Source organism: Bacteroidales bacterium (assembly GCA_012517825.1).
Taxonomy (GTDB): domain Bacteria; phylum Bacteroidota; class Bacteroidia; order Bacteroidales; family JAAYUG01; genus JAAYUG01.
Window position 1 is genome coordinate 1 of the sequence record JAAYUG010000108.1, and the last position, 22760, is coordinate 22760.

At 44.8% G+C, this 22760-nt stretch carries 17 protein-coding genes and 1 other RNA gene; 8 read left to right on the forward strand and 10 right to left on the reverse strand.

Going from position 1 to position 22760, the window contains the following annotated elements; all coding sequences use genetic code 11:
- Window positions 1-35: 35 nt before the first annotated feature.
- Window positions 36-441: a transfer-messenger RNA gene (ssrA, locus tag GX419_07175) on the reverse strand.
- Between the two features lie 139 nt (window positions 442-580).
- Here ssrA and GX419_07180 point away from each other — a divergent pair.
- Window positions 581-1801 carry an alanine dehydrogenase gene (locus GX419_07180; protein NLI24468.1) on the forward strand — a complete coding sequence of 407 codons (1221 nt, stop codon included), beginning with the start codon at window positions 581-583 and terminating at the stop codon, window positions 1799-1801.
- Window positions 1802-1912: 111 nt separating this feature from the next.
- Window positions 1913-2110 (forward strand): hypothetical protein, encoded by a 198-nt coding sequence (locus GX419_07185; GenBank protein ID NLI24469.1) that lies wholly within the window; start codon window positions 1913-1915, stop codon window positions 2108-2110.
- Window positions 2111-2446: 336 nt separating this feature from the next.
- On the opposite strand, the gene GX419_07190 is transcribed toward GX419_07185, so the two are convergent.
- The 8 genes from GX419_07190 to GX419_07225 form a co-directional block, all read right to left on the reverse strand.
- Window positions 2447-3112, reverse strand: coding sequence for a ribulose-phosphate 3-epimerase (locus GX419_07190; protein NLI24470.1), 666 nt, complete (start codon window positions 3110-3112; stop codon window positions 2447-2449).
- A gap of 58 nt (window positions 3113-3170) precedes the next feature.
- The gene (locus GX419_07195; GenBank protein ID NLI24471.1) at window positions 3171-3800 is read right to left on the reverse strand and encodes a tetratricopeptide repeat protein; all 630 of its coding nucleotides are present in this window, start codon (window positions 3798-3800) and stop codon (window positions 3171-3173) included.
- A complete protein-coding gene (locus GX419_07200) occupies window positions 3788-5098 on the reverse strand; it encodes a hypothetical protein (GenBank protein NLI24472.1) in 1311 nt (436 codons plus the stop codon). Before GX419_07200 ends, GX419_07195 begins: the two co-directional genes overlap by 13 nt.
- Complete coding sequence (locus GX419_07205; protein ID NLI24473.1) at window positions 5088-7256, reverse strand: peptidoglycan DD-metalloendopeptidase family protein; 2169 nt, start codon at window positions 7254-7256, stop codon at window positions 5088-5090. The genes GX419_07200 and GX419_07205 overlap by 11 nt, the downstream gene beginning before the upstream one ends.
- A complete protein-coding gene (locus GX419_07210) occupies window positions 7253-8608 on the reverse strand; it encodes a diaminopimelate decarboxylase (GenBank protein NLI24474.1) in 1356 nt (451 codons plus the stop codon). Before GX419_07210 ends, GX419_07205 begins: the two co-directional genes overlap by 4 nt.
- Window position 8609: 1 nt before the next feature.
- Entirely contained in the window at window positions 8610-9656 is a 1047-nt protein-coding gene (locus GX419_07215; GenBank protein NLI24475.1) for an ATP-grasp domain-containing protein, read from the reverse strand.
- A 43-nt stretch (window positions 9657-9699) separates the two neighbouring features.
- A complete protein-coding gene (locus tag GX419_07220; protein ID NLI24476.1) occupies window positions 9700-9948 on the reverse strand; it encodes a PqqD family protein in 249 nt (82 codons plus the stop codon).
- A gap of 447 nt (window positions 9949-10395) precedes the next feature.
- Window positions 10396-11259 carry an RNA polymerase sigma factor RpoD/SigA gene (locus GX419_07225; GenBank protein NLI24477.1) on the reverse strand — a complete coding sequence of 288 codons (864 nt, stop codon included), beginning with the start codon at window positions 11257-11259 and terminating at the stop codon, window positions 10396-10398.
- Between the two features lie 407 nt (window positions 11260-11666).
- On the opposite strand from GX419_07225, the gene GX419_07230 reads away from it, so the two are divergent.
- From GX419_07230 to GX419_07250, 5 genes are all read left to right on the forward strand, one after another.
- Entirely contained in the window at window positions 11667-13343 is a 1677-nt protein-coding gene (locus GX419_07230; GenBank protein NLI24478.1) for a transcription termination factor Rho, read from the forward strand.
- A gap of 241 nt (window positions 13344-13584) precedes the next feature.
- Window positions 13585-17133, forward strand: coding sequence for a pyruvate:ferredoxin (flavodoxin) oxidoreductase (nifJ, locus tag GX419_07235; GenBank protein NLI24479.1), 3549 nt, complete (start codon window positions 13585-13587; stop codon window positions 17131-17133).
- A 180-nt stretch (window positions 17134-17313) separates the two neighbouring features.
- Complete coding sequence (gene ruvX, locus GX419_07240; GenBank protein NLI24480.1) at window positions 17314-17742, forward strand: Holliday junction resolvase RuvX; 429 nt, start codon at window positions 17314-17316, stop codon at window positions 17740-17742.
- Between the two features lie 9 nt (window positions 17743-17751).
- Window positions 17752-18333 carry a peptide deformylase gene (def, locus tag GX419_07245; GenBank protein NLI24481.1) on the forward strand — a complete coding sequence of 194 codons (582 nt, stop codon included), beginning with the start codon at window positions 17752-17754 and terminating at the stop codon, window positions 18331-18333.
- A gap of 210 nt (window positions 18334-18543) precedes the next feature.
- The gene (locus tag GX419_07250; GenBank protein ID NLI24482.1) at window positions 18544-19158 is read left to right on the forward strand and encodes a threonylcarbamoyl-AMP synthase; all 615 of its coding nucleotides are present in this window, start codon (window positions 18544-18546) and stop codon (window positions 19156-19158) included.
- A gap of 4 nt (window positions 19159-19162) precedes the next feature.
- Here GX419_07250 and GX419_07255 read toward each other — a convergent pair whose 3' ends face one another.
- Window positions 19163-21277 carry a ComEC family competence protein gene (locus tag GX419_07255; protein ID NLI24483.1) on the reverse strand — a complete coding sequence of 705 codons (2115 nt, stop codon included), beginning with the start codon at window positions 21275-21277 and terminating at the stop codon, window positions 19163-19165.
- A 165-nt stretch (window positions 21278-21442) separates the two neighbouring features.
- Here GX419_07255 and GX419_07260 point away from each other — a divergent pair, with 165 nt between their 5' ends.
- Entirely contained in the window at window positions 21443-22456 is a 1014-nt protein-coding gene (locus tag GX419_07260) for a dihydroorotate dehydrogenase-like protein (protein ID NLI24484.1), read from the forward strand.
- Window positions 22457-22760 lie beyond the last annotated feature (304 nt).

The following is a 22760-nucleotide window of genomic DNA, read 5'->3' on the forward strand; positions in this document are numbered from 1 at the left end:
AAAACAGAAAAAGCCGCTTTCGCGGCATGCTTTGCTTGTGGAGCCGCGGGGATTCGAACCCCGGTCCAAACAGGAAACCCATATGTTTTCTACATGCTTATCCGGTGTTCAATTTTCGTGCTGCAGTGAGAAACCGGCATCTCTTACCCGAGGGTATCTGCAGCCTTAGCTCCTGTTTTCTCGTTTGCCTTCCGGAGCGCCAGGCAAACCAGCCCTGCTTTCCTGGTGCCTCTGAACCCGGAACCGCAAGGCAGGGTTCCGGAGAGACAGCCCGTCCGCCATCTGATGACGGAAAAGCCTTAATCTACTATGCTTCGATTAGGCTGCGAGCGCGTAATTGGTTTCGCCATTTATTGGTTCGTAACCAGGATTAACGAGCGTGATTACAGGCTCGGCATGCTTACATACCAGTTTACCCTGCTGTCAAAACCAGTCGGCCCCGGTATTTTGCAGGTACAAAGATACAAAAACTTTGCCAGAAGTTATATAACACATAAAAATCCATCCAATTGAATATTATTGTACATTTGGATATAGGGTTAAGTTTCTTTTTGTTTTTCCGGTAAACTAATTTTCATTTATGTCCTATCCTGTTATTTCCATTGGTATTCTTCGTGAAACAAAAAAAAACACAGAGCGCCGCGTAGCATTGACTCCCTGGCAGATTGCCAGGTTTATGAAGGAGAATCCTCAGGTGCGTTTTGTTGTGCAGCCTTCCGAAAACCGTTGTTTTACTGATGAAGAATACCGGCAGGAAGGAGTTTTCCTCTGTGAGGATGTGTCGGGCTGTCAGCTTCTTCTGGGTATAAAGGAAGTGAATCCCTTTGCCCTCATACCACGGAAGACCTATGCCTTTTTTGCCCATGTTGCCAAAAAACAGCCTCACAATCAGAAACTCCTTCAGTATGTGATTCGGAAAAAGATTTCCCTCATTGATTATGAGTTTATTACCAATGAACAGGGATCACGGCTGATAGCCTTTGGCCGGTGGGCCGGAATTGTAGGAGCCTATAATGGCATCAGGGCATGGGGTCTGCGCTATGGTTCCTGGGATGTAAAACCTGCCTGGCAATGCGGAACATATGAAGCCCTCAAAAAGGAACTGGCGCGTATCCGGCCGGGAAAAATGAAAATTCTCTTAACAGGTGAAGGCAGGGTTGCTTCAGGGGCTGTGGAGATTATGAACTTGCTGGGAATCAGAAGGGTGGAACCGTCTGAATTTCTCACGGAATCACCGGAGGGACCTGTGTATTGTCAGATCGGGCCACAGCATTATACCAGGCGCGCTGACGGAAAAGCATTTGATTTCCACGATTTTGTTCAGCACCCCGATGCTTATGTTTCAGCATTTATGCCTTTTATGAAGGTTACAGATCTGCTGATTACCGGACACTACTGGGACCCGAAATCACCCCGCCTGTTCACCAGGGAGGAACTGGCCACCGGATCCTTTCGTTGCAGAATCATCGCCGATATCAGCTGTGATATAAATGGTTCAGTTCCTACGACCATCAGGGCTGCATCGGTTGAAGAACCTTTTTACGATGTGGATCCTTTTACGGGAGAAGAGAGGAAGGCATTCAGTCATTCCGATAATGTTACGGTTATGACGGTTGACAATCTTCCGGCAGAATTGCCGCGGGATGCTTCGGAAGATTTCGGAAATGCTTTGCTCGAACATTTTTTGCCCGAGTATCTTAAAACACATTCACCGCTTATCGAAAGGGCAACTATTGTGAAGGAAGGCGAGCTGACACCGCGATTTTCTTACCTGGCCGATTATGCAGGAATTTCAAGGTGAAGAAATTTTTTTGACTGAAATTCAGATTGTTAAGTAGCTAAAAAATAATCGGTCAGAGAGTACAGGAAATGCAACAATTCATTATATTGCAGCATCCTAACCAATAACCAAATGAAATGCCAGTTTGCCGGCGAATGTGGGTTTTATGCACGGTATGCCGGGTCAAAAAATCCTCTTTACAGAGGGTTTGTTTTGCGTTATTGCCATGGTGATGAATGCCGCTTTTGCGAGCGCATTCTGCATATGGATGAGCTGGTAAGTGAAGGGCTGGAAAATATGTTTCCCAGCGGACAGCTGCTGCCTCGCTAATGGCAATTGCTCCTGTGTACGGAAATGATTTTCATTTCCCATAGGTTATATTTTTCCCTTAGAATACTGGTATGAAAAAACCCCTGGCAGGGGGATATGGTCGGTATCCTGTTATAAACCCTATCCGGCTCTTTTCAAAAAGGAAAGTTTATTATTGAACCCGGGTACCATGAATTACCAAATTCAACCAGGCCATAGCAAAATTATTTTTAGAGGAAATTCGTCAATGGAAAAACTCAATTGACGAATCGACTAACAAAATCTAATCAGATTTTATACGGCGGGATTACCTCGATAAGTCAATAGAAACAATTTGTTTACATGTTTTTTGTGTTTCTATTGATTAATCGGTTGAATATTCTTAAGTTTTTCTATCTGCTTTAGAGGTTCAGTACTTCGGAATACATAAGTGCCGGCAACGAGAACATTGGCCCCTGCTTTGACAAGAAGAGGAGCTGTTTTATCATCTACTCCGCCGTCGACTTCAAGATGACACGCCGGATTTGTTGCGTTCATCATGTTTTTCAGTTCGCTTATTTTTTTATAGGAATGCTCAATGAACTTCTGGCCGCCGTAGCCCGGGTTGACCGTCATAATGAGTACCAGGTCAAGGTCGTGAAGAATATCCTTCAGCAGAGTGACGGGCGTGTGGGGATTCAGTGCTACGCCCGCTTTCATTCCGAGGGTATGGATGTGATGAACGGTGCGGTGCAGATGTGTACATGCTTCATAATGAACCGTAAGAATATCAGCTCCCGAATCCCTGAAGCGTTCCAAATGCCGGTCAGGTTCCGTAATCATCAGATGCACATCCAGCGGCTTTTTTGATATGCTTTTTATCTGACTGATTACGGGGAATCCGAACGTAAGGTTCGGAACGTAAACTCCGTCCATAATATCAAGATGCAGCCAGTCTGCTTCGCTGTTGTTGACAACTTCAACCGCATCGGAGAGATGCAGAAAATCAGCATTCAGAATGGACGGTGAAACAAGTACATTCATAGGCAATGTTTCTGCAAATGTAATGCTTACCCGGCAAAAAGCCAGCCGTAATCAATTCTTATTTCACCAGTTCGAGTCCTTCGGCTGCTGATTTATCTCCCGGCCTGTTGAGAAGGGTTTTCTGAAACAAAACTTTGGCTTCCTGGTTCTTTCCCATTTTGAATTTCGTCCAGGCAAGCATTATCAGTCCGTCATAATCGAATGGATATAGGTTGACCACTTTTTCGAACGTTTTTTCTGCCGCACTAAAATCTCCTCTGTTGTAGAGAATTAAACCTTTGCGGTAGCTTGCAATGGTATTGTTGGGGTCAATGGAAAGAATTTTGTCGTAAATATTCAGTACATCGTCCCATTTATTCAGGGCTGCTGCGGGAAAAGCATATCCGAAGCAAGGTTCGATGGCGTAGGGCATGAGTTCCATGGCCTTTTTATAATATTTCAGCGAAACTTCCTGCTGATTGTTCAGATAAGCAAGCCATCCCATACGAAGGTTGATTTCGTATGAGTTTTCACTGTATACCTTTTGCAGGGTTTCAAAAGCTTTTCCGTATTCCTTCTTTGCTTCCAGGTCATAACTTGTGCTGAATGCTTTGATAAGATCCTGGTGATTCTGCGCAAAGGTTTTCTGGCTAACTGTTAGTGCCAGAAGCACGATGATGAGTTTTTTTACTGATCTCATAGTTTCCATGATACACCTCCGGTTATTGAATAGGATGTAAAATTAATTTGGTTCATAATGATTTGCGATGAAGTGAATCTGCTTTCACCTTTCAGAAAGCTGCCTTTTATGTATATACTCCATCGGGAAGACGGAAGGAAATACAAAGTGGCATAGGCAAGCAGGGTGTAGGGGTTTTCCTGGTTGTATACAATATATCCCGTCGCATCGGAAAAACTATACATTTTGCCCTCTGATAATCCGATTTCCGACCAGCATTTGGATGTGATTTTCAAACCGGTTGTGATTTGCTGAATGCTATGAAAATTTCTTTCAGGATTTTGCTTCAGGAAATTCAGGTTATAGGTGGCGTATAAATTAAGATTTCCTAATGGATATATTCCGATTCCTGCTGTATGCTGCTGTGTATGTATGGAGCCAAACCAGACCTGGCTGTATGAATAGTCCATTGTGATAAGCCGGCCTGTTAAACTGGCTGATACACCAGCCAGGTAATCGTTCTGATAGGCATAAAGGATTTGTGTGCGGCTGGAATTTTTTTCGTACACATAAGGGTAATGCAGGTAAATATAGTGTCCCCACGTCGAAACTGTTACACCCGGAAGCGGTTGCAGTGAAACGTTCAAATAATACTGATACTGGTTTAGCCAGGAGGTAAAAAGGTAATCTCTAACTGATGTTTTTTCGTAATTGGTACTTTGTTGTTTGAAGTTTGTAAACGAATGAATGAGACGTACCCTTTTACCGGCGAACTGGGTAAATGTCAGATTCAGATTATGCATTTGTTCAGGTATCTGCTGTTTCCCTTCGGGTGCATCAGGTATAGGGAATGAAAAGGGCTCCGGCCGGAACGTACGGTAGGTGTAATCAGTTGAGAAACCGTTAATAAAGCGTGGCTGGATGCCTAATCTTCCCTGGGTTTCAGGGGAAAGATCCGTTCCTGCAAGGTGAGCGTCCATTTCTCTGTTGAGGAAGAGATAGGAATAATAAAGGTATTCCAGGGCAACCTGGCTGCTGGGATCAAATTGCAACGCTTTCCGGAAATGTGGAATAGCGAGGGAGTACTTGTGTTTTTCATAATAGGCAATCCCCATGCGCATCCGCAAATAGTAAAAGTCAATGCCATCTCTGATAAAGGTTTTACCCGCATGGGTCAGGGAATCCCATTTCTGTTCCAGATAATACCGGTAGGTGAGAGCATCTGCTCTGAAAATGCCGGCAGGAGTTTGAGCCTCCGCGGTATTCACAGCTCCGCGAATGATAACGCCAAGCAGAATAAGATAACGAATTCTGAATCTAATCTTCATACACAGCAATTTTGCCAATCCCATTCTGTGTTACTGCGCTTTCAAAACGTATCCTTTTTCTTTTTCTGAAGGCATATTCCCTGGTAACTTCCGAAAATATCCTTATTTCATTGGATGAAAGGACAGTATTTTCTGTTTTGTTGTGCAATGTATATCTGGCATGCATAAACTGAAGGAACGGAGCCAGGATATCCTGCGCAACCAGCTCATGCGGTTTGAATATCTGAAAAGCAGGTATTTCTGATTCAATAGCCTTATCAGCATCAGTGCTCAGAACAACTTCATAATATGCCAGATAGAAGCAGTATAGCAACGATTTTCGCTTTCCTTCATAATGGACGAAACGGAAGAACACCCCGTCATTGACAAAATAGGCGGCCGATTTATACCGGGGGCAATAAAGGTATGATTCATTATAGATGTTGGTTGCAACTTCCCATGTTGCGGTTGTTTCTTTTCCGTTCAACGAAAAAGTTGCTTCAATTTTCTGTCCGGGTACCAGATCGAATGCATTCTTGAGCAGAGGATGAACAGTTACATTGGATACAATATCGTTTTGGGAAGGAGACCGGAATTGATGCAGGAATTTTCCATTTTCTTTTGTTACAAGATAATGACTTATCGGATACTGAATGGTTCTGGAACCGATGTAGGGTGTTGTTTGCAACTGAAAATGAAGATGAGGGTATGGAGAACGTCCCGAATTTCCGCTTGCCCCGATAATCTGGCCTGCTTTAATCTGTTCTCCTGGTTTTACTTTGATGCTGCCTTTTTTTAGGTGACTCATCTGGCTGTATAGATTAGGGGTGTGTTTAATAACAACCGTATTTCCCCAGTTTTTTGCCAGGTTTACTTTACCTATCGGGTTGTCATCCACCTCATTTTCAACAGCAACAACTTCCCCATCGGCTGGAGCAATAACCGGCTTGCCAAAGCAGTAATAATCTTCGGGTTCCAGTCCTTCTCCTGTATATTGCATTTTAAGAGCGTCTGTTATAACAAAATCCCAGGCAAAACGCCAGTCGTCCTGATGGGTATATTCTCCATCATAACCCTGCGATACTGTCCATTCACCCCAGAAAGGAAGTTTGACTGGAATAAGATGAGTATAGCGGAACCGCTCATTGGAAACGCGTGCGCTGTAAAGATTTTCTTCCGGAGTTTTTCTTTGTATTAATACTTCAGTCATCCTTGACGACCTGTTGCTCCTGAGCCGGAAAGCATAAAGGAACAATAAGACAATAAAATTAAAAGGAAGGGAATAAACCGGAAGCTGAAAAAGGTTGAAAATGTTCTGAAAACCAAGTGAAACGAAGGCAACCATGGGTGTTACGATAACAGCCCAGAGGTACGAGTCAACAGAAGGAATAAAAAAGTATCCGCCGATTGCAATAGCTGTCAATATATAATTGAATCCTATATAACTGTATCCGAGGGAAGAAATATCCGCTCCGATCATTCTGTAAAATAACCAAGCACTGTAAAACCCGATCAGGGAGAGAGAAAAAGCTATGCGCGAAAAGAAAAATAAACCGACGGCAATAAGGGCACCAGCAAAAAGGTTGTACTGAAAGAAGATAGCGCCGAGCGATTCAAGGTAGATTTTTATGGATCCGGGGATGGGTAGTTTATTGCTTTCTTCATACAGACGAACCAGCTGGCTTCCCCCCAGTTTGTACAATTCGTTCAGAAAGAAAATGGTTCGGGGACTAAGGGAAAGTGCGCTGAAATTTCTTGTGGCCAGTATTACTATCCATACAGATATCAGAAATGGAATGCTTAAAAATGGCAGACTGTATTTGTAAAGAACACCCTGCACTGCAACGGTGAGAAAAACGATAAAAACTGAGGTAATAACAATAAGGAACAGGAGGAGGGGAGAGGGTTCAAAAAAGATCCCCATACAGAGTGCAGTCAGCAGGCTGTTAAAGCCATAGATTCCTTTTTCGGTAAGCTTCCTGTCGTACCCAATCAGCCAGGCTGTAGAATGCGAGGTAATCACAGCCAGAAGTCCGGCCAGACCGGCATACGGATGAATAAACGTAACAAGAAGCAGAAGGATTCCGAATACTGCATTTCCGGAAAAAAATACCTGCGAGTAACTTGTCAGTACCCCTTTGAAATAGGCCAAGACGTTTTCTGTCGTTATTTTAGTCATTTCTGCTGCAAATGATCGGGAACGGATTCTGATGCTTTTAATGTTTCGAGTGTTTCCTGTTTTCTGAGGGTATGAACCCTGCCTTGCATATCGATGAGAACAACGTTAGGGCGGTATGTGATAAACTGCATCCATTGGGTCATGTTGTATGCTCCCGTCCTGGTAATGACAATCCGGTCACCTCTCCGGAGTAAAGGAAGGACAACCGCAGGTCTGATTACGTCGATGTTCATGCACAGAGGTCCATATACAATGGTTTCTTCCGTCATTTCCGATGGGGATTTGACAGGAGCTATGTGGTGGTCGTACCAGAAGGCGGTAAAGAGAATATTTACTCCGGCATCAATGATGATGGCTCTTTTCCCGTCAGGAAGTCGCTTATTGGCCAGTACAGTTGAAAAAAGAAATCCGGCTTCATCAATAAGTGCCCTGCCTGATTCCAGAATCAGCAGAGGTAATCTTTCAGGAGGAAGGGAAGAGTTAATAAGAGCACTTGTAATGGCCTCGGCATAATCTTCAAAGGAAGGCGCCGCATCGGTTCCCGGAAGGTATGTTCCGCGCAGTGTGTTTTTCGAAGCAAATCCTCCTCCGATATCAATATACTCCAGGGCAAAGTGGTACTTTGAATAAAGCTGGCTGGCCATTTCGGCCATTTTGGAAGCAGCAGCATGGTAAGCAGAAGGCTCCAGAATGTAGGTTCCAATGTGTGTATGCAAACCTTTCAGATCAATTGCGCCTGATAGCATTATCCTGTTTAAGGCTTCCCAGGCTTCTCCGTTTTCATAATTAAAGCCGAACCGGTCCCATGAAGGATAAATTCCGGTATTCATATTGATCCGGATTGCAACTCTCGGTTTAACGGATGAAGATTTGGACAGTTCAATGAGCTGGAACAGTTCATCAAAGTGGTCAATATGAATGAGGGATTTGTTTTCTATTGCCAGTTTCAGATCTTCTTCCTGTTTCGAAGGGCCATTAAAAATGATTTTTTCACCGGCGATGCCATTTTTCAACGCTTTGTGGTATTCAAATCCCGAAACAACTTCGGCCCATGACCCTTCCTGATGAAAAATCCGGCATACAGCATCAAGATAATTGGTCTTATATGACCAGGCAAATTGCACCTTCGGGTAGCGAACGGAAAATGCCTGATAGGCCTTGCGATATGTATGGCGGATAGTTTTCTCGGAAAGAACAAAGAGGGGCGATCCGAACTGATCCATGAGCGAATCGACTGTTACTCCGTCAATAGCATGTATCGGCTCTATTTTGTTTTTCATTCCGAATTTGGCCGGTACCCCCAGAGAAATCTTTTTGATAAAGGGTCTTTCAAAAGGCTGTTTTGTGTTCATACTACAATTCTCCTTGTGTATTAAGTTTTTCAAAATCTTTAATATCGACTATCATATCATAGGAAAAGCGCACAAACATCTTTCCTATTGTGTATTTTGCAAAGGGTTGTACAGGAATTCCAAGTGCCAGTTTAACAAGGGCTTCGGGAATATTCTGGCCGGCACCTACAGCCAGGTAGACCCAGGCGGGAATTCTGGGATTGATTTCAATCACGAAAAACTCGTCATTTAAGTTTTTAATGATTTCCAGTTCCATGCCACCTTTCCATTTGGTACTGGAAATAATCTTGCGGGTAAGATCCATGAGTCTCGGTTCATCAATTGTTATGCCGCCCCAGGCCTTTCCCTTGTCGGTGATGTATGTTTTTCGCATGGCCACTGCTCCGACAGTTGTTCCGTTTCCGTCACCCAGGGCAATTACATTTACTTCGGTGCCTTCGACGAACTGCTGAACCACAACAGGCAGGCCCCATTTTGCGCTGATTTTGAAAAGGTAATACTGTGCCTGTTCAATGGAATTGGCAATATAGGCTTCATAATACTTGCCTTTCACCAGAACGGGGAAGTGCAGTTTTTTTACTGCCTCTTCCATTTCGGAAACAGAAAACACTGGAATGCTTTCCGGGACGTTGATTTCATATTTTTTCCCGAAGGCCGGAAGGTTGGATTTGCTGCGTTCATTAAACTGACCGGGAGTTGGAAGAAAAGTATGGATTCCTTTCTGCAAAAGCGTTTTTTCTGCCTTCATGAAAGCCGTCAGCTCCGCATCAAAATTGGGAATCACAACATCAATGGATTCTCTGGCGTGGATTTCCAGAATTCTGTTCATAAGCGCATCCGAACCTTCCGAAGGATAGGGAACAAGATATGACTTGTCAACCAGATCCCTCATATAAATTCCGGGTTCAAGATTTTCATAAGCCAGACCAATAATCCGGGCATCGAAAAAGGAGGATTCCCTTATCCCTCTGATGACCGGAATTCCAGGTCCAGGACTGTCAATATTGTTCAATCCGGTAACTGCAACAGTGATTTTTCTCCTGTTCATATTTTTTTGTTTTCAATCTTCAGGTTTACGATGTCAGTTGGCTTTAGTTCCCGTTCTCAATGAGCTGGTATTGTTTCAGCATCTCCAGAAAATCCAGATAGTACCGCTCAAGCGACGCTTCGTCGGTATCATATTTTTGCAGTAAATGCTGTTTAATTTCCTCGTCACTCTTGTTTTCTTTTGCCATGTTAATGATTTCCAGCCCGATCTGATTCAGCGTGAATGATTCACCGGTGGACGGATTAAAGACGTATCCTGTTTCACTGATGGCGATGTTCTTTTTTAGTTTCATAGATAGAATTTTTTATTCATCAGATTTTCATGCTGCTATTGCATCCTTTAAAAAGAATCTTTTTATTATCCGGTTTTATAGTGTGATCATTTGATGTAAAATTATGGAAGAAGTTTAATGTGGGTACAAACATTTCTGAAGTTTGTCTGATTTTCCGGGGTTTTTGTCTGGATTTTCCAGGACTCTGTACTCAGATTTATTTCCTTTGCGGAAAGGGAAAGATACCGTAAAAGTGGCTGTGCGGCCGGAATATAAACACCTGTCGGCTCTCTTTCGCTTTTTGCACATCAGAATCCTGAAACACGGAACAATAGCAAAGCACCCTGAAAAGCAAAATGCATACCGATAACAAAAGAATGGAATCTGCTGCCATCTCTGTCGGGTAGAATGTTACCGGAAGGACGGAGCTTTGTAAACGGATAACTTAAAAGCCTGATAGACAGGATATTACCCAAGGTACGATTTCAGCAATTTACAGCGGGTAGTGTTTTTAAGGCGTTTGATGGCTTTTTCCTTTATCTGGCGGACCCGTTCCCTGGTGAGCTGGAATGCTTCAGCAATTTCTTCGAGTGTGTACGGATGTTTCCCGTTAAGTCCGTAATACATGCGAATTACATCAGCTTCGCGCTGGGTGAGGGTAGTAAGAACCCTTTCAATTTCGCGCCGGAGTGAGTCGGTAAGCAATCCTTTATCGGGGCTGGGCGATTCAATGTTTGTCAGAACATCGTACATGGTTCCCTCCTCGTCATTTCCCAGAGGGGCGTCCATGGACACATGTTTCCCAGCGTTCCTCAGGGTTTCTTTAATTTCTTCGGAGGCAATTTCCAGAGCCTGGGCAATTTCATTGAGAGAGGGTTCCCGCTCGTACTTCTGTTCCAGCTCTGCAAATGTTTTGTTGATTTTGTTGATGGAACCGATTTTATTGAGGGGTAGTCTGACAATCCGTGCCTGTTCTGCAAGGGCCTGGAGGATAGACTGCCGGATCCACCAGACGGCGTAGGAAATGAACTTAAAGCCCCGGGTTTCATCAAAGCGCTGTGCTGCCTTAATCAGTCCGAGGTTTCCTTCATTGATGAGGTCGGGAAGGCTGAGGCCCTGGTTCTGGTATTGTTTTGCGACTGAAACAACAAAACGCAGATTGGCTTTTACCAGGGTGTGAAGGGCTTCATTGTCACCGTGCCGTATGCGACGCGCCAGTTCAACTTCTTCTTCGGCCGTAAGCAAATCAACACGCCCGATTTCATGCAGGTATTTATCAAGGGAGGGGGTTTCCCTGTTGGTGACCTGCTTGGTGATCTTTAGCTGTCTCATGCTTTTAAGGTTTCGTATGGTTTAACCGGTCATAATCTGTACAGGAAATAACGAATCATCCATTCTTCCTCCCTGCCGCAGGCCTGTCCCGGTACACTGAAACCCATCTGCAAGGCCTTGAGAGCAATCCGTCTCAGGTGCTGACTAAAGTAATTAAAAAAAATAAAATTGTTTTTGCTGAAAAAAATTTTTGCTGATTTTTTGCTATTTCTTGCCAATGTTTTATACTTGCAGTGAATTTCACAGACGTCAAACCGTCAAATAGATATTCTGAATTTATTCCCTGAGTCCATATACGGTTCGATGATTGGAGGCGCCGGAACACAGTGAGCGGGAACCACCATGAATCATTGTAATCATCATACTGCCGACAAGGGGATTTGCTGTATAACATATTTAATTTACGTATGTACGACATTATCGAACTCAACAAGAAGCTCCTTCCTGAGCTGAGAGAAATTGCCAAATCATTGCAGATCAAGCGGGTAGAATCCCTTCGAAAGCAGGATCTGATTTACAAAATCCTGGATCAGCAGGCCATCCTTGCTAACCAGAACAAGGCAAAAACCGATGGCCAAAGCCAGAATGCCAGAGCCGATCAGGCCCGGTCAGGTGAAAGACGCCGGGGCCGACCGCCGAGGGATTTCCGACAGAAAGACGAAGGTGCAGTGAGGGACAAGGGGCCGAATGTTGAGTCATCACCTGTTCCGGAAAGTAAGGCTGAAGTTGACAGGCCGCTTCACCCCGAAAGGGAAGACCTTCTGCTGAACGGAAATGGCAAGGAGGATACGGAACTACTTATCCCGCCCGATACATTTACCGAAACCGAACCCGAACTCCTTCCTGAAGCTGCTGTTCCTGAAGAAAAAACTGAACCTGCAGCTGAGGAGTTGCCACCTCAGGACCGGTCATTCAGACCAAAATACCCCCAGGAACGCCGCTCCATTGATCTTCCTTATGATTTTGAAGGAGCTATTGTAAATACCGGCGTATTGGAAATCATGCCCGACGGTTACGGGTTCCTTCGTTCACCGGATTATAATTACCTGAGTTCACCGGATGATATTTATGTTTCTCAGTCACAGATAAAACATTTCGGATTAAAAACCGGCGACACCATTAAAGGAACAGTGAGGCCTCCGCGGGAAGGAGAAAAATATTTTCCGTTGGTGAAAATAGAAGAAATTAACGGACGCAGTCCCGATTTCATCCGTGACCGGGTTCCGTTTGATTTTCTAACACCTCTTTTCCCGGAGGAGAAGTTTACCCTTGTTGGCCCGAAGAGCAACAATCTTTCTGTGCGCATAGTTGATATGTTTGCTCCCATCGGGAAGGGACAGCGCGGCCTTATAGTTGCCCAGCCCAAAACAGGGAAAACCATGCTGCTGAAAGATATTGCCAATGCCATTGCGGCCAATCATCCGGAGGTTTACCTCATGATCCTTCTTATTGATGAACGGCCTGAAGAAGTTACCGATATGGCCCGCAGTGTGAATGCTGAAGTAATAGCCTCTACATTTGATGAACCGGCCGAGCGCCATGTGCGGGTGGCCAACATCGTTCTTGAAAAGGCCAAACGCCTGGTAGAGTGCGGGCATGACGTAATGATCCTTCTTGACTCCATCACACGGCTTGCCCGTGCCTTTAATACGATTGCTCCGGCATCAGGAAAAGTACTCTCCGGCGGTGTTGACTCGAACGCACTGCAGAAACCCAAACGATTCTTCGGTGCCGCACGGAATATTGAGAATGGCGGTTCGCTGACCATCCTGGCCACTGCCCTCACGGAAACAGGTTCTAAAATGGACGATGTTATCTTTGAGGAATTCAAAGGTACGGGCAACATGGAACTTCAGCTTGACCGCAAACTGGCCAATAAACGGGTATGGCCTGCAGTTGACATTAACGCTTCCAGTACACGCCGCGAAGAGTTACTTCTGGACAAGGAAATGCTTAATAAAATCTGGATTTTACGGAACTATCTGGCTGATATGAATTCCATTGAGGCGATGGAGTTTCTGCGCGACCGCATGGCTCGTACCCAGTCGAACGAAGAGTTCCTCATTTCGATGAACAGTGATTAATACCATTTTCCGAGGAAAGAAAACATGTTTTTTCTTTTTACCCGAGGAAAGATGATAAAAATCATCTTTTTCAGGGAAGGACACCTGATATGCAAATATCTGCAAAACAAAGACTTTAATTCTTATTTAAAAACGTTCTGAATAATCTGCATTTTCATGCAGAATGTACCATTTGTATTAATTTTGTACCTTCTTTTAAAAAGGTAAGTTTTTGCTATTTAACTACTTAATTCTATAAGACATGACAAAGAATAAAAAATTTGTAACCTGCGACGGTAATTATGCTGCTTCGCATGTTGCATACATGTTCAGTGAGGTGGCAGCCATTTATCCTATTACTCCGTCATCTACCATGGCGGAAAATGTGGACGAGTGGGCTGCCCACGGGAGAAAAAACATTTTCGGTGATCCTGTGAAGGTGGTTGAGATGCAGAGCGAAGCTGGCGCCGCGGGTGCCGTGCATGGTTCTCTTCAGTCAGGTGCTCTTACCACTACCTTTACAGCCTCGCAGGGGTTACTTCTTATGATTCCCAACATGTATAAAATTTCCGGGGAACTTCTTCCGGGAGTTTTTCATGTTTCGGCACGTTCTCTTGCCGCACAGGCCCTGTCGATTTTTGGCGATCACAGTGATGTGATGGCTACCCGCCAGACCGGTTTTGCCATGCTGGCTACCGGAAGTGTGCAGGAAATTATGGACCTAGCTGCTGTCGCCCATCTTTCAGCCATTAAATCGCGCGTGCCTTTTCTTCATTTCTTTGATGGTTTCCGTACTTCAGCCGAGATACAGAAAGTTGAGGAAATCGATCAGGAAGAACTGGTTAAACTGCTTGACTGGAAAGCTCTTCAGGAATTCCGCGACCGGGCTCTGAATCCGGAACATGCTGTTACCCGTGGTACTGCTCAGAACCCTGATATTTATTTCCAGACCCGTGAAGCCGCCAACCGGTTTTACGATGCAGTTCCCGATATTGTTGAAAACTACATGAAGGAAATTTCCCGGATTACCGGACGGGAGTATCATCCTTTTACCTATTACGGCCATAAGGAGGCCGAACATATTATTGTTGCCATGGGCTCCGTTACGGATACCACAAAGGAAGTTGTTGATTACCTGATGGCAAAAGGAGAAAAGGTGGGTGTTATTTCGGTGCACCTTTATCGTCCTTTCTCCCATAAATATTTCCTTAATGTTCTTCCTTCCACAGTAAAGAGAATTGCTGTTCTTGACCGTACCAAAGAACCCGGAGCAGCAGGCGAGCCGCTCTACCTCGATGTGGTGGATGTGTTCTACACAAAGAAGGAAAAACCGCTGATCGTTGGTGGCCGTTACGGACTCAGCTCAAAGGACACCACTCCTGCCCAGGTTCTGGCAGTATTTGAGAACCTGAAAATGAACGAACCCAAGAACCATTTCACGGTTGGTATTGTTGATGATGTAACCTTCCTTTCCCTGCCGGTGAAAGAAGACATCAGTGTTGTAGCCAAAGGAACCTTTGAAGCCAAATTCTACGGAATCGGCTCCGACGGCACAGTAGGCGCCAATAAGAACTCAATCAAGATCATTGGAGATACCACCGAAAAGTACGCACAGGCATATTTTGCCTACGACTCCAAAAAATCAGGTGGTGTAACCGTATCGCATCTCCGTTTTGGCAATCAGCCTATCAGGGCTCCTTACCTGGTAAATAATCCTGATTTTGTTGCATGCCATGTTCCGGCCTATCTTGGCAAATATGACATGCTGAAAGGCCTCAAGAAGGGAGGTACCTTCCTTCTTAACTCCATGTGGGATGCCGAGGAGACAAAGAAACGTCTCCCCGATGACATGAAGAAGTACATGGCCGAAAACAATATTCGGTTCTTCATCATTAATGCTACCAAGCTTGCACAGGAAGTCGGACTGGGAAATCGGACCAACACCATTATGCAAAGCGCTTTCTTCAAAGTTGCCAATGTGATTCCGTATGAAAAAGCACTCGAAGAGATGAAGAAAGCCGTTAAGAAGACGTTCGGGCTCAAAGGCGAAGATATTGTGAAGATGAACATAGCGGCCATTGAACGGGGTGGTGAAGTGGAAGAGATTCCGGTGCCGGCTGAATGGAAAGCGCTTCAGCCAGTTAAAACTGATGAAAATGGCGATTTGCCGGAATTCATCAAAAAGGTTATGATACCCATGAACCGCATGAAGGGAGATGATCTCCCGGTGAGTGCTTTTCTGGGACGCGAAGACGGAACCTTTCCTGCCGGAACCACAGCTTATGAAAAGCGCGGCATTGCAACCCATGTACCGCGATGGATTCCCGAAAATTGTATCCAGTGCAACCAGTGTTCCTTTGTATGTCCTCATGCATGCATTCGTCCGTTCCTGTTTGACGAGAAGGAAAAGGCCGGATTACCCGAAGGAACCCAGGTTATTAAGGCTACGGGAAAAGCACTGGATGGTTTGAGCTACCGGATTCAGGTAAGTGTGCTCGATTGCACAGGTTGCGGAAATTGTGTTGATAATTGTCCGGCCAAAACCAAAGCTCTGGAACTGGTGCCTCTCGAAGAAGAGATGGATCAGGTGGAACGCTGGAATTACATTACCAGGAACGTTACCTATAAAGACCATCTGCTTCCGAAAGAAGCTGCGGTTAAAAACAGCCAGTTTGCCCAGCCTTTGTTTGAGTTCTCAGGAGCTTGTGCAGGTTGCGGTGAAACGCCGTACATTAAACTGGTTACCCAGTTGTTTGGTGAGCGGATGATTGTGGCCAATGCAACAGGCTGTTCTTCCATTTATGGTGGCTCGGCCCCTTCCACTCCTTATACTATTGGTCAGAGAGGGAAAGGAGTAGCCTGGGCCAATTCACTGTTTGAAGACAATGCCGAATATGGTTTCGGAATAGCTTTAGGAACCAAAAAACTGAGGGAACGTATTGCCCTGCTTATGCAACAGGCTTTGCAGGATGGTCAGCTTTCGGAGGAAACCAAAGCAGCCTTTACAGAATGGCTGCAGGGCAAAGACAATGCCCCTGCTTCAGAACTTGCATCCGAAAAGGTTCTCAAAGCACTCGAAAAGGAAAAACATCCCGTGGCATCTGAAATCCTGAAACTGAAACAATATCTTGTTAAGAAATCGGTCTGGATCTTCGGCGGCGACGGATGGGCATACGATATTGGTTACGGTGGTCTCGACCATGTACTGGCTTCGGGTGAGGATGTAAATGTTCTCGTGCTCGATACGGAAGTGTATTCCAATACCGGTGGTCAGGCCTCGAAATCAACTCCTGTAGGTGCTGTTGCCAAGTTTGCTGCCTCGGGAAAGAAAATCCGCAAGAAAGACCTTGGCATGATGGCTATGTCGTATGGATATGTGTATGTTGCCCAGGTGGCAATGGGTGCCAGCCAGGCTCAATACCTGAAAGCTATCAGGGAAGCGGAAGCATATCCTGGTCCAAGCCTCATCATTGCCTATGCTCCGTGTATCAACCATGGTATCCGGGCCGGAATGGGCAAATCGCAGGCACAGGAAGAACTGGCCGTACAGTGTGGTTACTGGACTCTGTACCGGTACAATCCTCTTCTGGAACAGCAGGGACAGAATCCCTTCCAGCTCGATAGCAAGGAACCCAAATGGGAAGAATTCCAGAACTTCCTGAACAGTGAAATCAGATACACCGCATTGAAAAAGTCATTCCCTGCCGAAGCCGCTGAATTATTCAAGGCGGCTGAAGAAAATGCCAAATGGAGGTACAATACCTACAAGAGGCTTGCGGCACTGGATTATTCAGCGCAGAAACAAGGATAGGAACTCCACCGTGAATGCCCTGACGTTTTGTTTTCGGGCATTACTTCCTTATATACACAGACGGTCGACGCCCGGCGTCAACCGTCTGATGTTTTGTTGTGCTTCCGACTACTTTTATTTCTTTTCCTCTATCTTTGCAGGGTATTAAAACATTTTCCCGGTCAGGTTGTTAAAAACAGTATGGGTAGAGTTCTGGCACTGGACATTGGGCAGAAGCGCATCGGAGTAGCGGTAACTGATCCGGCAGGTATCATTGCAACAGGTTTGGAAACGCTTGGGGTTGATGCTCTTTTCCCGTTTCTTGATGCATACCTTAAGGAAGAAAAAATTGATCGGATTGTGGTGGGATGGCCTGTTACAATGAGAAACCAGCCGTCGGATGCTATACGCTATATTCAGCCGGTAGTAAAAAAACTGCGTGCCAGATATCCTGGTATCCCCCTGGAGCAGGTCGATGAACGGTTTACTTCTTCCCTGGCGCACCAGGCTATGCTGGAAGGCGGACTTCCCCGGAAAAAAAGACAGGACAAGGCACTGGCCGATCGCCTGAGCGCAGTGATTATTCTTCAGTCATGGCTTGAAAAAGAAAAATTTGGTCGTAAACATTAAACTATTTGCATGATTTATCCTATTTACCTATACGGACATCCGGTGCTTCGCAAAAAAGCCGAACAAATTGGCCCCGATTATCCGGGTCTAAAGGATTTTATTAACGATATGTTTGAAACCATGAAGGTATCAGACGGAATTGGCCTTGCGGCACCGCAGGTTGGCAAATCGATCAGTCTTTTCCTGGTCGATGGTTCGGATATGGCCGAAGATGATCCATCCATGGCAGGCTTCAGGAAGGTTTTTATTAATGCCGAAATCGTTGAAGAAACCGGTGATGAATGGGCGTATAATGAAGGATGTCTTAGTTTTCCAGGTATTCACGAAGATATTGTGCGGCCTTCGGTAATCCGGATACGGTATTATGATGAGAATTTTGTCCTTCATGAAGATGTGTTCGATGGCATGAAAGCCCGCATCATACAACATGAATATGATCATGTCCAGGGAATCCTTTTTATTGACCGCATGATGCCTTTGAAAAGAAAAATGCTGGCTGGCAGGCTTAAGGCAATTTCAAAAGGAAAAGTTGAAACACGCTACCGTTTTGTTACGGCAGCTTCTGTTAAAGCTTCGAAATCATCTGTCTGAAAGATTCTTCCTGTTTTGGCTGTTCGTATAAGACAGTTTTCCGGCCAATAAAACCTACCGCTTTGTAAGCTTTTTCTGCAGGAAATGTTTCCCGAACTTTTGTTCAGGCAGGGAAATATCTTTTCGTCAATGAAACAGCATTGCTTTTTATATCAATACGTCCCTGAAATGAACTAAATTTGTATGTACGGAACGGAAAATGTACCGCTTATGTTAATCAGACTTTATGAACAAAATCCAAGTGCACGGCATGTAAAAATGGTGGCCGACATTTTGCGGCAAGGCGGAACAGCCATCTATCCCACTGATTCCGTGTATGGTCTGGGATGTGATTTGTTCAGCTCCAAAGCAATTGACCGGATTGCACAAATCAAGGGTATTAAGCCGGAAAAGGCGTATTTCTCGGTCATTTTTGCTGACCTGAGCCATTTGTCTGATTTTACTCTTCCCCTTAACAACAACGTTTTTAAATTGATGCGGCGCAACCTTCCCGGGCCCTTTACCTTCATACTGCCTGCCAACCATAACGTCCCGAAAATTCTTAAAGGACGCAAGAAAACAATAGGAATCCGTATTCCCGATAACCGTATTATCCTTGATATTGTTCGCGAACTCGGACATCCGCTTGTTACAACCTCTGTGCATGACGATGATGCCATTCTTGAATATACTACTGACCCGGAACTTATCTATGAAAAATACGGCAAGATGGTCGATGTGGTTGTTCATGGAGGATATGGCCATAACGTTCCTTCTACTATAATCGACTGCACGGATGAAGAACCTGTGATTGTCCGTGAGGGTTTGCGGATGCCTGAACTGTAATTCTTTATTCTTCTCTCACAAAAGCTCCGCTCCATGCTACCGGATGGAAAGGAACATTATTCCGGCTGAAAAATTCGGCATACCGTTTATTGCAACCGTCCGGAACGGAAGCGTCCGATACTACAAGATCCGGCCTGAAGTATGTCATTAAAGCCGATGGTGCCTGAAATTTTTTGCCGGTAATAATCAGGATGTGGGCTTTTATTATCTGCTGTCGGGATGGGATGTTCATATCTTCCGTAAGGACAATGTTTTTGCCGGGCAGGGCAATCAATCGGCAGCCATCGGAAAGCCTGAGAGAGAAAGCGGATTCCCGGGTATCTTCCGGCCATATTCCGTCAGGACCCATAAGAACGGAAGGTTCAATGTTCTCTTTAATCCGGAAATTCTCCGTCTTTGAAAGAATGTATTCCGGCCTTTTCATTGCCAGGCTATCGCACAAAATAATCCGGCATTTTCCGGCCCTTATGGAAATAACAGAATAGTGCGGCAAATCATATACAGCCACCAGGTCGTTTTTGCTATTCTGCCACTTTTGTTCAGCCGAAATGAGCAGACTTCCTGAAAATCCAATCATAGCCAGCTGGAGCAGGTACGCCTTTTTGTAATATAGAAAAATGGCCAGAAAGAGGATGGAGGTTCCAAGAAGTGCCATCTGAACCGGCGTTATCCATAATCCGGTAATTACAGATCCCGGCAGGGTTTCAATGAAGTGTGTACTATGGTTCAGTACGGAAGTCAGAAAAGTCAGGATAGCAGAAAGAATAGATGCCGGGAAGGACCACCAGGCAATAAGATAGAGGGTGACGATGCCGTAAAGAAGAATACCGGCCAGCGGGACTGCCACAAGGTTTGCCAGGATAAAATAAACAGGAAACTGATGAAAATAGTATATACACAGAAGGAATGTTCCGGCCTGGGCAGAGAGTGTTAAAGCAACCAAAGACCATATTTTTGCAAACAGCGGATTTCGGGGTTCCCAGAGAAGTGCAATTTTGGGATAAAAAGCCCCGATAGAAGCTACTGCTGCCGCAGAGAGCTGAAATCCCGGCTGGGCAATAAGGAAAGGTTCAGCCACCAGGATCACAAATACAGCTGAAGCCAGAATATTGAGTGAACTCACCTTTCGGTTGAGCAACCCGGCTGCGGTAAAAAACGAAAACATGGTAGCTGCGCGAACTACCGAAGGAGAAAGTCCTGTAAGGAAGGCATACCCCCACAAAACGCATAAACCCAGAAGACTCCTTATAATTCTCCCCCATTTCTTCCGCTGCAGGAAAAAGGTAATGTACTGAAAGAGCAGGTAAATGATTCCGACGTGAAGACCACTCACGGCCAGTATATGCATGGCCCCTGCCGAGCGGTAAGCTCTCATGGTATCCTCTGTCAGATCTTCTCTGTAGCCAAGTGAAAGAGCCGCCATTACCCCCCTTTCTTTTTCAGGGATCTTATACTTTTTAAGGATTTCAAGAAGATACTCTCTGGCCTCCCATGCCAGAGACCGTATGGTGCTACTACCTGAGGGAAACCAGATGATTTTTTCGTCTCTGATTCTGGCATAACCTGAGATTCCCCGGAGAAGAAGATATCTTCCGTAATCAAATTCTTCCGGATTTTTAGGTTGCGGCAGAGGTTGCAGTTGACCTGAAAAGCAAAATCGATTCCCGGGCTTCACTGCATCCATATTGCCCTCAAAATAAATGACCAGACGGAAATGTACAGGAAACGGAATTTTATCGTCGATTTTGTTTATGATACGGCATACTGCGGTGGGTGCACCATTGGCTGTTTTCCCGGGTTCCAGAATTTCGGCAACATATACTCCTTCTTTTTTTTCGGGTAGTATGTTCTGAATCCGTGCTATTTTCTGAGAGGAGAGGAACCATCCGGCAGTAAAGAGGAAAAGCACTGCTATCATCCCGAACACGTAACGCAACCTGTAATTCTTTTTTGTAAAAAAGAACCCTGCGATCAAAGCTGTAAAGAGTATCAGCAGCAGAATCGTTCCTGTCCATCCCGCAAGCCATGTATTTTTCAGACCGACGGCAACTCCGGTTCCCCAGGGGATGAGGATCCTGACCATGGGTAATTTTCTGATATCTTCAGCTGTTGTGTTCATAATGAGCTGTGGGAAAGGATACTCTAAAATATTAAGTATTTTTCTAAAGAACCATAGACAGAAAGTATTGAATCCGGTTTTTAAAAATATTTTTCAAATTTTCTCTGAGAAAGCAACTTTTTCCCTCAGGATTTGTTATCTTTTAAACCCCAAAACATTAAACCTATGACAGATTTATCAGTTACATATCTTGGATTGCGTCTTAAGAATCCTATTATAGTAGGTGCGTGCAATCTTTCTTCCAGGCCGGATTTTTTTGAAAAGGCAGAAAAGGCAGGTGCTGCTGCCATTGTTTATAAGTCGCTCTTTGAAGAGCAGATTCAACTGGAAAGATTTCAGATGGAAGAAGATCTGGAGCTTTATAATGAGCGGAATGCAGAAATGGTAAAGCTGTTCCCCTCCCTGCAGCATGCTGGTCCTGAAGAACATCTGAACGGACTTCGTAAGGCAAAAAAAAGCATCAGTATTCCTTTAATAGCAAGTCTTAATGCTGTTTTGGAGCCAACCTGGGTAGAATATGCCCGTGAAATTGAAAATACAGGGGTGGATGCCCTTGAACTGAACTTTTATGCCGTGCCGCACGATGAAGATGTTCAGGGAATGCATATTGAAAAGGAACAAAAAAGAATTCTTGAGGCGGTTGTTAAGGCGGTTAAAATACCGGTGAGCGTCAAACTCAGTCCGTTTTATTCCAACCCGCTGCACGTGATTTCTGAGTTTGATAAGGCCGGGGCTAAGGGTTTTGTGCTTTTTAACCGGTTGTTTCAGCCCGAAATTGATATTGATACCGAAAAGCATATTTCACCATGGAACCTGAGTTCTCCTGAAGATCACAAGCTGTCTCTGCGTTATGCAGGATTGCTGTGGGGAAAGATTGCAGCCGATATATGTGCCAGTACTGGTATTTACACGGGACATGATGTCGTCAGGATGATTCTTGCAGGAGCACAATGCGTGCAGGTGGTGAGTACCATTTATGTCAACAAGCTCGATCATATCGGGAAAATGCTTGCTGAAATGGAATCATGGATGGAGAAACACAAATATTCTTCTCTGGATCATTTCAGGGGAAAGCTGTCAGCCAAAAGCATCAACGATCCTTTTGTATACAAGCGTGCCCAGTATATTGATCTTCTTCTGAATTCGGAAGAAATCTTTCAGAAATACCCGATGCGGTAAGCATTTTCATTGGTATTGCTGTTCGCCATTTGCAATTGGCTTTACGCTATTGCTTATCCTACACCTAAAAATCTTAAATCACACCTCAAAAATCCCCGAAAATTTCCAATTTCCTATTTCCAATTTTCTGTAAGTGAGCACTCTATAAATCGGAAATTCTAATTAATAGGAAATGGGAAATCGGAAATCGGAAATCCTCATTAATGGGAAATCGGAAATCGGAAATCCCTGAAACTTTGGAACTTTGGAACTCTGGAACTCTGGAACCCTGGAACCCTGGAACTCTGGAACCCTGGAACTCTGG